Annotated in this window: 14 protein-coding genes and 1 pseudogene; 9 read left to right on the top strand and 6 right to left on the bottom strand. The window is 69.4% G+C overall.

What is annotated here, in order from left to right; genetic code table 11:
• Positions 1–419 (top strand): annotated as a pseudogene (locus ABZ281_RS19150) (ROK family protein); the annotation flags it as partial.
• Between the two features lie 38 nt (positions 420–457).
• Here the strand turns inward: ABZ281_RS19150 and ABZ281_RS19145 are convergent.
• Positions 458–1,051, bottom strand: a complete 594-nt coding sequence (locus tag ABZ281_RS19145) for a DUF6542 domain-containing protein (RefSeq protein ID WP_356656946.1) — start codon at positions 1,049–1,051, stop codon at positions 458–460.
• A 168-nt stretch (positions 1,052–1,219) separates the two neighbouring features.
• Here ABZ281_RS19145 and ychF point away from each other — a divergent pair, with 168 nt between their 5' ends.
• The 7 genes from ychF (at position 1,220) to ABZ281_RS19110 (ending at position 5,944) form a co-directional block, all read left to right on the top strand.
• Positions 1,220–2,329 carry a redox-regulated ATPase YchF gene (gene ychF / locus ABZ281_RS19140; RefSeq protein ID WP_356656944.1) on the top strand — a complete coding sequence of 370 codons (1,110 nt, stop codon included), beginning with the start codon at positions 1,220–1,222 and terminating at the stop codon, positions 2,327–2,329.
• On the top strand, positions 2,326–2,859 hold the full coding sequence (locus ABZ281_RS19135) for a hypothetical protein (protein WP_356656942.1): 534 nt from the start codon (positions 2,326–2,328) through the stop codon (positions 2,857–2,859). Before ychF ends, ABZ281_RS19135 begins: the two co-directional genes overlap by 4 nt.
• Positions 2,860–3,090: 231 nt before the next feature.
• Positions 3,091–3,603: a hypothetical protein gene (locus tag ABZ281_RS19130; protein ID WP_356656940.1), complete on the top strand. Its 513-nt coding sequence runs from the start codon at positions 3,091–3,093 to the stop codon at positions 3,601–3,603.
• A 101-nt stretch (positions 3,604–3,704) separates the two neighbouring features.
• Entirely contained in the window at positions 3,705–3,830 is a 126-nt protein-coding gene (locus ABZ281_RS19125; protein WP_356656938.1) for a hypothetical protein, read from the top strand.
• Between the two features lie 59 nt (positions 3,831–3,889).
• Positions 3,890–4,840, top strand: a complete 951-nt coding sequence (locus tag ABZ281_RS19120) for a hypothetical protein (protein WP_356656936.1) — start codon at positions 3,890–3,892, stop codon at positions 4,838–4,840.
• A 37-nt stretch (positions 4,841–4,877) separates the two neighbouring features.
• Positions 4,878–5,303, top strand: a complete 426-nt coding sequence (locus ABZ281_RS19115) for a hypothetical protein (RefSeq protein ID WP_356656934.1) — start codon at positions 4,878–4,880, stop codon at positions 5,301–5,303.
• Between the two features lie 14 nt (positions 5,304–5,317).
• Positions 5,318–5,944, top strand: a complete 627-nt coding sequence (locus ABZ281_RS19110) for a hypothetical protein (RefSeq protein WP_356656932.1) — start codon at positions 5,318–5,320, stop codon at positions 5,942–5,944.
• Between the two features lie 84 nt (positions 5,945–6,028).
• Here ABZ281_RS19110 and ABZ281_RS19105 read toward each other — a convergent pair whose 3' ends face one another.
• From ABZ281_RS19105 to ABZ281_RS19090, 4 genes are all read right to left on the bottom strand, one after another.
• On the bottom strand, positions 6,029–6,418 hold the full coding sequence (locus tag ABZ281_RS19105) for a hypothetical protein (protein ID WP_356656930.1): 390 nt from the start codon (positions 6,416–6,418) through the stop codon (positions 6,029–6,031).
• Positions 6,415–6,666: a hypothetical protein gene (locus tag ABZ281_RS19100; RefSeq protein WP_356656928.1), complete on the bottom strand. Its 252-nt coding sequence runs from the start codon at positions 6,664–6,666 to the stop codon at positions 6,415–6,417. The genes ABZ281_RS19105 and ABZ281_RS19100 overlap by 4 nt, the downstream gene beginning before the upstream one ends.
• Positions 6,667–6,836: 170 nt before the next feature.
• On the bottom strand, positions 6,837–7,379 hold the full coding sequence (locus ABZ281_RS19095; RefSeq protein ID WP_356656926.1) for an AbiV family abortive infection protein: 543 nt from the start codon (positions 7,377–7,379) through the stop codon (positions 6,837–6,839).
• Positions 7,282–7,491, bottom strand: a complete 210-nt coding sequence (locus ABZ281_RS19090; protein ID WP_356656924.1) for an AbiV family abortive infection protein — start codon at positions 7,489–7,491, stop codon at positions 7,282–7,284. The genes ABZ281_RS19095 and ABZ281_RS19090 overlap by 98 nt, the downstream gene beginning before the upstream one ends.
• 388 nt (positions 7,492–7,879) lie before the next feature.
• Between ABZ281_RS19090 and ABZ281_RS19085 the strand changes: the two genes are divergently transcribed.
• A complete protein-coding gene (locus tag ABZ281_RS19085; RefSeq protein ID WP_356656950.1) occupies positions 7,880–10,090 on the top strand; it encodes a DEAD/DEAH box helicase in 2,211 nt (736 codons plus the stop codon).
• 203 nt (positions 10,091–10,293) lie between these two features.
• On the opposite strand, the gene ABZ281_RS19080 is transcribed toward ABZ281_RS19085, so the two are convergent.
• The gene (locus ABZ281_RS19080) at positions 10,294–11,202 is read right to left on the bottom strand and encodes a YihY/virulence factor BrkB family protein (RefSeq protein ID WP_356656948.1); all 909 of its coding nucleotides are present in this window, start codon (positions 11,200–11,202) and stop codon (positions 10,294–10,296) included.
• Positions 11,203–11,212 lie beyond the last annotated feature (10 nt).

Here is an 11,212-nt window from a genome sequence, read left to right as displayed (position 1 = left end):
CGGCGGGCGTCGCCGAGATGAACTTCGGTGCGGGCCGCGGCCGCCGGGGCACGGTGATCCTTCTGACCCTCGGCACCGGAATCGGCAGCGCGGTCTTCGCCGACGGCGTGCTCGTCCCCAACACCGAGCTGGGCCACCTGGAGCTGGACGGGCACGACGCGGAGAAGCGGGCCTCCAGCAAGGCCCGCGAGGACCACGACATGACGTGGGAGCACTGGGCGGTGCACCGCGTCCGCAAGTACCTCGCCCATGTCGAGATGCTGTTCTCGCCGGAGCTGTTCATCATCGGCGGCGGCGTCAGCCGCAAGTCCCACAAGTTCCTGCCCTCCATCGAGGGCATCAAGGCGGAGATCGTCCCGGCGCAGTTGCAGAACAACGCGGGGATCGTGGGCGCGGCGATGCGGGCGGCCGGACACTAGGCCGCCTCCGAGCGCGAGAGGTCGGACCGGCGGCCGGGTCATGCCGGCGGCCGGGTGCCTGCCGTCCGCCGCCGGTGCACCAGTCGGATCCGCCGGACGATCACGATCAGCCCGGTGAGGAGAGTCCCTCCGTACAGCCAGCCGGCCTGCGTGGCGAGTGCCGTCACCAGGCCCATCAGCGTGCCGCCGGTCCCGCCCTCGCCGTCGGCCACCGGCAGCAGCCCCACGGCGAACGCGATCGGCACCACGACGGGGGCGATCATCAGGTCGCCCCGGCGCACCCAGAGGGCGGTCAGCACACTCACCGGCAGGAACAGCACGCCGTACGCCGTCAGGGACGCCCCGAACAGCGCCGAGCTGAGCGCGCCGAGCAGGAACATCACCACCGCGCAGAACAGCCCGCTGCCCAGGCCGGTCAGCCGTGGGTTCGGCAGCCGTCCCGCGGCGGGTGCCGGAGCGGGTGCGGGCCGTCGTACCGGCGCCGGGCGGCCCCGCGGCCCCGGCGGCCGGGCCGAGCGCACGGGCTCACCCCCCGCCCCTCGCCCCGCCTGCGACGGCACGGGGTGCCGGGGCGGCCTGGGCTGGTCCCGTCGCGGTCCGTACTGGGGAGATCGCGTCCTGTATTGCTCCACCGCACCAACTTAAGTCGTTCAATATGCCGATTAGGCCTTCAGACACGCCGTCGGCCGCTGCTTGGCCAAGCGTTCGATACGTCGCCGGGACGGTTCCGGACACGCCGTAGACTGGTGGATCGGCCGGTCCCCTGGCCTCCAGGCCCACCACTCACGGGAAGTCGCAACGTGTCGCTCACGATCGGAATCGTCGGTCTGCCGAATGTCGGCAAGTCGACCCTGTTCAACGCCCTGACCAAGAACGACGTGCTGGCGGCCAACTACCCGTTCGCCACGATCGAGCCCAACGTCGGCGTCGTCGGCGTCCCCGACCCCCGTCTGACGAAACTGGCGGAGATCTTCTCCTCGCAGCGGGTCCTTCCGGCCACGGTCGACTTCGTCGACATCGCCGGCATCGTGCGCGGCGCCTCCGAGGGCGAGGGCCTGGGTAACAAATTCCTCGCGAACATCCGCGAGTCCGACGCGATCTGCCAGGTCATCCGCGCCTTCAAGGACGAGAACGTCGTGCACGTGGACGGCAAGGTCTCGCCGAAGGACGACATCGAGACGATCAACACCGAGCTGATCCTCGCGGACCTGCAGACCATCGAGAAGGTCCTGCCGCGCCTCCAGAAGGAGTCGCGCATCAAGAAGGACATCGCGCCGAAGGTCAAGGCCGTCGAGGAGGCCAAGGAGATCCTGGAGAAGGGCGACACGCTGTTCTCCGCGGGCATCGTCCAGGGCTCCGGCAGCGAGGAGCTCCTGCACGACCTGCACCTGCTCACCACCAAGCCGTTCCTCTACGTCTTCAACGTCGACGAGGACGAGCTGACCGACGAGGACTTCAAGAACGAGCAGCGGGCCCTGGTCGCCCCGGCCGAGGCGATCTTCCTCAACGCCAAGCTGGAGGCGGACCTCGCCGAGCTCGACGAGGACGAGGCGCTGGAACTCCTGCAGTCCGTCGGCCAGGAGGAGCCGGGCCTCGCGACCCTGGCCCACGTCGGCTTCCGCACGCTGGGTCTCCAGACGTACCTGACCGCCGGCCCCAAGGAATCCCGCGCCTGGACCATCAAGAAGGGCGCCACGGCCCCCGAGGCCGCCGGCGTCATCCACACCGACTTCCAGAAGGGCTTCATCAAGGCGGAGGTCATCTCCTTCGACGACCTGGTGGAGACGGGTTCGGTGGCGGAGGCCCGCGCGAAGGGGAAGGCGCGGATGGAGGGCAAGGAGTATGTGATGCAGGACGGGGATGTGGTGGAGTTCCGGCATGGAGGAACCTCTGGCTCCGGGAAGAAGTGACCGACGAGCATTGGGATCTGACCGCTCATGTCCGGGGTGCTCTCGCTGAGGCGCTCGTGGCGGAAGCGATCTACCGGAGGCATGCAGATGTGGTGCTGCACGCGCCGAGGCACCCGGGCTATGACGTATCGAGCGAAGCGGGTGGCTTGCGAGTGGACGCCAAGGTCTCCGTGCTCGTTGAGGCTGACCTCGACGGTAACGGCACGGAACGTGCGGCCGAGTGGGACGCTGGGACTCGCCCCGATGTACTGCATGAGTCGGCCACGCACCTCGGGTTGGTTGTCCTCGACGACTCGTTGACGGCCCTCAGACTGTTCGAGGGCGGCGAGGCTGTGCTCAGTGGTGAAGTCGTCGCCCACGGGCGAGTGTTTCTTGTACCCGGCGATGTGGCGCGGGCGGAGGCGCAGCCGGTCTGGAGTACACGCCACGGACGTCCGAGCGCGGGACGTTTCCGCTACCTCGGGCTGAGCGTGATCGAGCCGTTCGAGGTGGACTTTCAATCTGGTTCGAGCCCTGCAGGGATGAAGTAGCCCCAGTCGTTGCCTGGCTCGAGGCCCCGCGATCCCAGTGATTGGTATCGCATGCCCGCATCGCAGATATCCAACCCGGTTCAGCCACCGGCCACGCGGCCGACCACTCTCTACATCCTCCAGAACATCGGCAGCGCGCCTGAACATCAAGGTGCACATCCAGGGGATCGACTACCGGGCCCGCAGCGCGGAAGAACGCGCTGCGAAGGAGAGCAATGGAGGCTCCACGGCATGAAGTACAAGAACGAAGCCGAGATCATGCGCGCGCTCGGGATCGACACCTGGAGGCACCTCTCCAAGGAGAAGACGGTCAGGTTCGCGGCCATGATGCCTGACATGGACACCGAAGTGGCCATGAAGATCGTCGAACAGTTCCCCGAGTTCAGGAAGTTCGCCACGGACGCCTTCGGCGCCATCGAGAAGGCCCACGAGGCCACTCTCGCGGACGGCAGGCACAGCCTGGATCAGGTCTACCAGGCCCTGCGGGAGAACCGGGAGATCTTCGAGCGGGAACTCCGCAGGGACGACCTGACCTGGGAGCAGAGGAAGCACCTCCTCGAACTCATCCAGGAAACGGCAAGACTTGCTTCTCAGAAGGACACCGAGCACAAGCGCCACGTGGACGGTCTGCTGAAGAAGACCATGGTCGGTGTCGGTTCCGCGCTCGCTCTGGGTGTGGTCTTCGTCGGAGGCCGGATCCTGGCCCAAGGCAAGGAAGAACCCAATGACTCCGGGGAGTCGTGAGACCTGGCGGGCGGCGCCGGTCCGTGACCTCTGTGACCGTCTCATCGACCGGGCCGCGCTGGGCTATGACCCGCGCTGAGCGCGGGGGCGTTGTCAGTGGTATGCGTCAGACTCGGAACACGGTACACACCCGTGCCGGCCGTCTGTCCACGCACCTCACTCCCCTCCACCCGCAAGGAACGGTCATGGCACATCTGCACAAGCAGTTCGACGACCTGCTCACCTGATCAACGTAGATCCCGACGTCCGCACGGCGACGCGTGAACGTCTCGCGCTGGCCCGCAAGTTGGCCGAACAGCACCCCGAGGGCCGTACGTCGTACAGCTCGGGTTCGATCCCCGTTGGCACCCATATTCAGCCGCACGCGGGAGCGGTCAGCGACGGGGACGGCGGGATCATCCTGGACCGTGTCCGGCACCCGGAGCTCGGTCCTGACGGCGAAGGGGAGGCCCCGCACGCCGTCACCGAAGAACTCATCGCGTTCATCGGTCCGAAGCTCCGCGACCCCGAGCGCACCCCGTCCTACCCCAAGGCGCGGGTGTGCACGTCCCGGCGGGGCCTCAAGATTCACTTCGGCGCTCCGGTCAACGGCACGGACGTCACGGTCGATCTCATCGTGGCGCTGCGCCGCCGCGAGGGGCGCGGGCTGTGGATCCCCGACCTGGAGCGGGCCCCGGGCTCCAAGAAGGCCTGGAGCGCCAGCGACCCTCAGGGCCACGTGGAGCTGCTGACGTCCGGCGCCGACGCCCTGCGGCGCACCCGACGCCGCGCCATCTGCATCCTCAAGGCGTGGAATGCTCAGGCCACGAAGCCAGGCTTCTCCTCGCACCAACTCTCCGTGTGGGCCTACGAGTTCGTCGAGCCGAGAATGGGCCTCGTCGGCGCGGTCCACACGGTGCTGCTGGAGGCCGCCCTGCGCCTCCAGCGCGACGAGCCGACCAAGGATCCGCGCTCCGTCTCGCCCGACCTCAAGCCGCTGATCCCCGACGCGGACGCCGAGCGGCGGCTGCGGGTCGCCGCCGACAAGCTCGCGAAGGCCATCGCCGACCCCGACGACATCGACAGGGTGGCGGAGGTCCTGGAGCACCTCTTCCCCAAGACGATGCGTGAACGCGAGCGCGCCTTCTCCGCCGCCTCCACTCCCCTGAGCACCACCGCCAGCCTCGGTCTCGCGGGCGCGAGCCTGCTCCTCCCCAAGACGCGCTCGTGGCGGGAGGATACGGCCGTTGAGCGGTGACCGGCGTCCCGCGCGCCGTCCTTGGTTCGCCCGTCCCATGGCCCGCGCCGAGCTGCTGACCGGGATGCGCTCAACGGGGCTCGACGTGCGCGAGGTGGACAAGCCCGCCGACTTCGCGTCCGGGTTCACCGTCCAGGTGTACCCGCACGTGCGGATCCTGCCCTCGCACAGTCTCCGCATCGTCTTCTCCCCCGGCGATCCGGCGGTCCCCCGCGTCCACGCACGCGGACCCGACTGCCCCGCCCACCGCAACCCCGACGGTTCCCTGTGCCTCTGGTACCCGAAGGACGCGCCCTCGCGCCGCTGGTCGCCCGGTGACGGCGGGCGGCTCCTCGTCGCGATCATCGTCCGCCATCTGCGCTGGGAGTCTGCCTATCGCGCCACCAGCATCTGGCCGGGCTTCGAAGCACCCCACGGCCACGGTTCGCCGGGCCTCGACGAACAGGACCAAATCATTGGCTGATGCGATCAAGATCATTGGCTGATGCGATCAAGGCCTTCGGCCCCTACGCCGCCGTTCTCGCCGCACTCGTGACCGGCCTCATCCTCGGCGTCCAGGCGCGGATCAGCCGCCGCGCCCAGCTGCGGGAGCGGAAGCAGGAACTGTTAGCGAGCGCGTACGAGGTGAGCATCCAGTACGCGGAGATGGCGTACGCCGTGCGGCGCCGCCGCGCGGACGCCGCCGCCGAGGAGCGGGTCCGCCTGTCGGAGCAGCTGCGGGAGATCCAGGCCAGACTGACCTGGCACGAGGCGTGGGTCCGCTTCGAGGCCCCGGAGGTGGGCGCCGCGTATGACGAACTCGTCGCCCGTACGCGGACGGTGGCTGGGCGGAGCATGAAGGATGCGTGGCTCTCGCCCCCAGTGGCGGACGACACGGCGATGGTGATCCCGACGTCGGTCGTCGACCTGCGGGCGCTGGCGGATGTCCGCGAGCGGTACATGGCCGCGGTGGAGGCGCACCTTCGTCCCCGGGGCCGCGCCCGCCGCCTCCTCCCGCGCGTCCCGCGCCCGCGCCGCGCCATGCCACCCCCACCCGTGCCCGCTCCCCCGGCCGTTGGGACGGCCCCCGGTGCTCCCGGCGGCCCCGCGGGCGGCTCGCCGTGACAACTACCCGGCGAATTCCGTGCACTTGGAGAAGTTCTGGGATCACATCCACTGGTGAAGTCCGCCCCAACCCGGGCGGATCGCTCAGGGAGAGAGGTCGAGCACCCGGACGTCGGCCCCGTCCCAGGCCTTGGGCTGGACGGTGGCGACGCGTGCCCCATCCAGGCGCTCGGGGCCGGGCATGGCCACATGGTGGGTGTGGCACCAGCCCAGAGACCGCTCGTGGCCCGAGGCGGCCAAGACGGCGGCGAGATCGAGCGGATGAAAAACCACCTGGTCGAGCATGCCGAGGTGGCCGGCGAGTCCGGTGCGTACCCGGTCCGCTTCGGCGAGTGCGGCCAGCGCGACGTGGACGCGCCAGGCCCCGGTCTCGGCGGCCTGGTACAGAAGGCGGGAGGCCAGGACGTTGCCTGAGCCCAGAGCGAGCAGCGCGCTGTCGTCGAGGACTGCATCGACAGGGGCGACAGGGTTCACGCGGCGCTGCCGAGCCGGCGCGTGAGCTCATCGTCCGCTGCGCGGTCCTGCTCGGGATCCGGGGCGTAGCCGGAGAGCGCGTGCAGGACTTCGAGGGTCTTCGCGACCTGCTCGTCCCGCTCGCTCTGCGTGAGGGTGTGGGTGGCGAATTCGCCGACGAGCCCCGCGATCGTGGTGTCCTTCTCGGCGGCCAGGATCGCCAGCCGGTCCCGGATGCTGCTCTCGACCTTGATCGTTGTGTGTGCCATGCCTGACAGAATACATCGGGTATACCCGCCCGGGGAGGTGATTGAGGTAGCTGCTTGCGCCTCCTCGGTCAGGGGCCGAGGGGACGGCCGGTAGGTATGATTTCGCAAGCGCGGCCCCTCAGTCCGACTCCTGAGCGACCTCCCTTCCACCGGCGTGCGTCCGGTGCCGCTCAGGCCTCTGTACCCTTGAAGTAGTCGCCCTGCCTGAACTTCTCCGACGCCTTGCTCCAGTCCTCGGGGTGGGAAATGGGCAGCAGTCGGTGCTGCTGCTCGTGAGTGCTGTCGTACGGCGTCTGCGCCTCGAGCTTGATCCTGCTGTGGTCCTTGATGAGGAGCATCTCGACGACCTGCGCCGCGGTCTGCAGATCCGCGTCGATGGACCCCGCCGAGATGTCGGCGGGGGAGTGGACTGCGTCGCCGGACCCGTCGAGGTCGACGTAGAACCCGGCCATCTTCTCCTCGTTGGCGCGCCGGCCGGCGGTCTCCGCTTCGCTCTTCTTCTGCGCGAGGAAGGCATTCCAGCCGTCCTGCGACTCGTCCTTCGGGTGCTCGATCGCCCCGTAATCGCCCCAGGACGCGGCGAGCTCCTGGCCGAAGACGAAGGACTCATGTACTTCACCGCGTGGTGGCGACCGTCCGACGCGAGCCGCGGCACCTCCCGCGCATCCTCGGATCCGGTGCTCCAGGCCTGCTCGAAACTCTCGTAGATCCAAACGCCTTGCCCAGCTCCTCCTGTGCGAGGACCGTGAGCGAGCGGGCCCGGCCGAACGATCCCCGCTCGAGCAGGGCGTGGGCGTCCGGGATCAGCTCGGATGCGTTGTCCATGAGCGCCTTCCAGAAAGTGCGCGCTGTGTTCGGACGTATCTCCACAGCGCGATTCTCCCGCAGTGCAGATCTGGTCGGTCACGGATCAAGATGATGCAATCGGCAGGACTCACGAGTTCCGCTTCAACGTGTAGCTGCCCAGTTACCACACGTGAGGTAGTTTCGTCACATACGCAGGTCGGTAGGGGTCGGGTTCTGACGAGTCCGGCCCCTCCCGCATTCCCTTGTTTTCCGGCCTGGCATGACTCGCCGACTCCCTGCGTCACCTCTCTTCATTCGTCCCTCACCTGTTGTGGACCGTGAAGACAGGCGACGGACCCGCCGGCCTGGTCTGTCCGTCTGCTGGGTGCCACGAACCGCCGTCGAGGCCCTGGGCGGCGATGGGAGGATGCCGGGAGGGCGAGAGAGGGGCGGGAAGGTGGGGCGTGGCGAGCGGGACACGGTCGCGAGGGGAGCGCGACTGTACGAGGCGGCGCAGGCAGTGGTCGGTGACCACGGAAGGGCGGTGGAGGCGGTACGGGCGGCGCTGAAGCCGATCCACGACGCAGCGGCGAAGCGTGAACTCGACGCCATCCCTGTTGCCCGACTGCAGGACGTCACCGAAGGGCGGCTGCGGCTGGGGAGCGTCGAGAAGAGCGGACTGCGCACCGTGGGCAGTGTGCTCGAAACGGACCCCTACCGGCTGCGGCAGATTCCCGGTGTCGGGCAGCGCACCGTCGACCAGATGCTCGCCGCCGCCCGCCGGCTCTCCGAGGCTGTGCACGAGACCGTGGCCGTCCACATCGACGTGGACCGGCCGGAACCGAGCACCACCGCGCTCGTCATGGCCCTGCATGTCCTGGTGGAGGCCGGCCCGGACGCTCGGCGTGCGGTCGACAAGGCGACCGCCCTGGCGGAACGGCTCAGTCCATTGCTGGCCGACGCGAGGCCCGCCGCCGGTAGGGTCCGGATGCTCCTGGCGGGCCGGGAGAAGAAGGCTCGCGCGTGGGCGGCGGTCACCGAGATTCGGCTGCTGGTGGACGAGGCGGAGCGGGCAGGCCTGCCCGAGCTGCTCGCCCAGGCATCGGTGGACCTGCTCCGGGGGCCCTCGTCCGACGTCGCGGCCTGGGTGGACTTCGAACTCCGCTCTGCCGAGTACTACAGCCTGCTCGCCGAGATCTCCGGACGGCCGCCGGACGCGGCCGCCACAGAGGGCTTCCTGCCGGACGAGATCGCCGAGCGGGTAAGGACCCAGCACCTCGACGACGCGCACCGGCGGGTCTCCCTTCGTGGTTACCAGGCGTTCGGCGCACGGTTCGCGCTGGCCCAGCGCAAGGTGATACTCGGCGACGAGATGGGCCTGGGGAAGACCATCCAGGCGATCGCCGTCCTCGCACACCTGGCCGCCGAGGGGCAGAGCCACTTCATGGTCGTCTGCCCGGCGAGCGTCCTCGTGAACTGGACTCGGGAGATCGAGGCCCGCAGTGCCCTGCGCGTCATGGTGCTCCACGGTCCCGACCGGCACTATGGGTTCGCCGACTGGAAGGGGCGAGGCGGCGTCGGGGTGACCACGTTCGACGCGCTGCGCGGCTTTCCGGCCCCGGGCGGCGGGGAGGTCGGGCTGCTGGTGGTCGACGAAGCGCACTCCGTGAAGAACCCGAAGACCAAGCGGTCCCAAGCGGTCGGCCTGTGGGCGGAGCGTTGCGAGCGCACCCTTTTCATGACCGGAACCCCGATGGAGAACAGGGTTGTGGAGTTCCGCAACCTGGTCCAGATGCTCGACGGTGACGTCGCGGACTCCCTCGGCGAACGGGACGCGTTGGCCGGGTCGGTCGCCTTCCGCAAGGCTGTGGCCCCGGTCTACCTGCGGCGCAACCAGGAGGACGTGCTGACGGAACTCCCGAGCCTTCAGCAGACCGACGAGTGGGAGGAGCTGAGCGCCGCGGACGAGGAGGCGTACCGCGAGGCCGTGCGCGCGGGCAACTTCATGGCCATGCGCAGGGCCGCGTACCTGCGCCCCGAGGAGTCGGCCAAGCTGGACCGGCTCCGGGAGATCGTTCAGGAGGCCGGCGAGAACGGGCAGAAGACGGTGGTCTTCTCCAACTTCAAGGACGTACTGGCCGTGGTGAAGGAGGCCCTCAAGGCCGGAACCGCCAAGGCCACTCCGGTGTTCGGTCCGCTGACCGGCGGTGTCCCGGCCCAGCGTCGCCAGGAGATCGTCGACGACTTCACCGGTGTCCAGGGCCCGGCGGTGCTCCTGGGGCAGATCCAGGCCGCGGGCGTCGGCCTCAACCTGCAGGCTGCCTCCGTCGTCGTCATCTGCGAACCCCAGATCAAGCCGACCATCGAACATCAGGCGGTGGCCCGGGCTCACCGTATGGGCCAGGTCAGGCCGGTTCGCGTGCACCGTCTCCTCGCCACCGGAGGTGTCGACGAACGCATGGTGAAGATGCTGGAAACCAAGACGCGCCTGTTCGATGCCTATGCCCGCCGCAGTGCCATGGCAGAAGTCACCCCGGACGCGGTCGACGTGTCGGACACCGAGCTGGCACGTCGGATCGTCGAGGAGGAACAGGCTCGTCTGGGGATGACGGACGAGAGGCTCATGTCGGCCGAGTGAACCGGGCACAGTCACGCCTTTCAGGTCCTGCCGGTGTGCCAGGGATCTCGCCGCCTCGGCACCCCGGCCAGTCCGCAGCCAGTCCGCGGGACACCCGTGAAGGACCGTCGGGAGCCGACGCACGCCAACGAAGAAGGCCCGGCTCAGAGCCCTGGACGGGACTCCGCGGCAGGTCAGGACCCGGACCCCCTGCCCCCGGAGTGTCACGCCACAGGGCCGGTCCCTGTGCTGTGAGCGGTGGAGTCCTTGCCCAGCTCCGCGGCGAACTGCGCGCCGGTGAGCAGCGCGAGGTTGGACAGCCACAGCCAGACCAGGAAGACGACAACGCCGGCCAGGGAGCCGTAGAGCCTGCTGTACGCGCTCAGGGCGGAGGCGTACAGCGCGAAACCGGTGGAGACGGCCAGCCACAGCACGGCGGCCAGGACGCCGCCGGGCAGGCTGTAGGCGCGCCGGCGGGCACCGGCCGGGCCGGTGTGGAAGACCACGATGACCAGCAGCGCCACCAGGCACAGCAGCAGCGGCCAGCGCAGCACGCTCCAGCCCCAGGCCGCCGTGGCATCGAGCCCCAGCGCCCGGCCCAGCTCCTCGGCCAGCGGCCCGGTCAGCAGCAGGGCGAGGGAACCGGTCAGCAGCAGGAGCAGCAGGACGAGTGCGGTGAGCACGATGCGATGGGCCCGGCGCCAGGGCGACCGCTGGTCCTCGACCCGGTGCATGCGGTGCAGGGCACGGCGGAAGACGGCGAGGTAGCTGGAGGCCGACCACAGCGCGCTCGCGGTACCGGCCACCAGCAGCGGCCACGCGCCGCCTTCCGCGTCCAGCATCCGGGAGAGCGCGGCGTGCAGGGCGCCCGCCGACTCGGCGGGCGCGTAGGCGGTGACATGGGTGACGAACTCCTGCGCGGTGCCCGGGCTGAACCGGCCGAACGCCAGGACCGTCACCAGCAGCGCGGGCAGCACCGAGAGGATGGCGTAGTACGTCAGGGCCGCCGCGAAGTCCGAGATGTCGTCGTTCCACAGCGACACAGGAGTGCGCCGCAGCGCCGGCCACCAGGCGGCGGACGGCCGGGCGCGGACGGCGGCGCGGGTGTCGCCGGGGTACGGGTCAGCGGACATGCGGCGTGCG

Origin of the sequence: Streptomyces sp. NPDC006265 (genome assembly GCF_040613555.1) — a bacterium.
Lineage (GTDB): Bacteria > Actinomycetota > Actinomycetes > Streptomycetales > Streptomycetaceae > Streptomyces.
This window is presented reverse-complemented; position numbering and strand designations above follow the sequence as displayed.

Excerpts from the sequence above, each read along its gene's own strand:
- ABZ281_RS19130 (WP_356656940.1), top strand. The coding sequence starts at position 3,091 with ATGAAGTACAAGAACGAAGCCGAGATCATGCGCGCGCTCGGGATCGAC.
- ABZ281_RS19125 (WP_356656938.1), top strand. The coding sequence starts at position 3,705 with ATGCGTCAGACTCGGAACACGGTACACACCCGTGCCGGCCGTCTGTCC.
- ABZ281_RS19115 (WP_356656934.1), top strand. The coding sequence starts at position 4,878 with ATGGCCCGCGCCGAGCTGCTGACCGGGATGCGCTCAACGGGGCTCGAC.
- ABZ281_RS19100 (WP_356656928.1), bottom strand. The coding sequence starts at position 6,666 with ATGGCACACACAACGATCAAGGTCGAGAGCAGCATCCGGGACCGGCTG.
- ABZ281_RS19090 (WP_356656924.1), bottom strand. The coding sequence starts at position 7,491 with ATGGACAACGCATCCGAGCTGATCCCGGACGCCCACGCCCTGCTCGAG.
- ABZ281_RS19085 (WP_356656950.1), top strand. The coding sequence starts at position 7,880 with ATGCCGGGAGGGCGAGAGAGGGGCGGGAAGGTGGGGCGTGGCGAGCGG.
- ABZ281_RS19080 (WP_356656948.1), bottom strand. The coding sequence starts at position 11,202 with ATGTCCGCTGACCCGTACCCCGGCGACACCCGCGCCGCCGTCCGCGCC.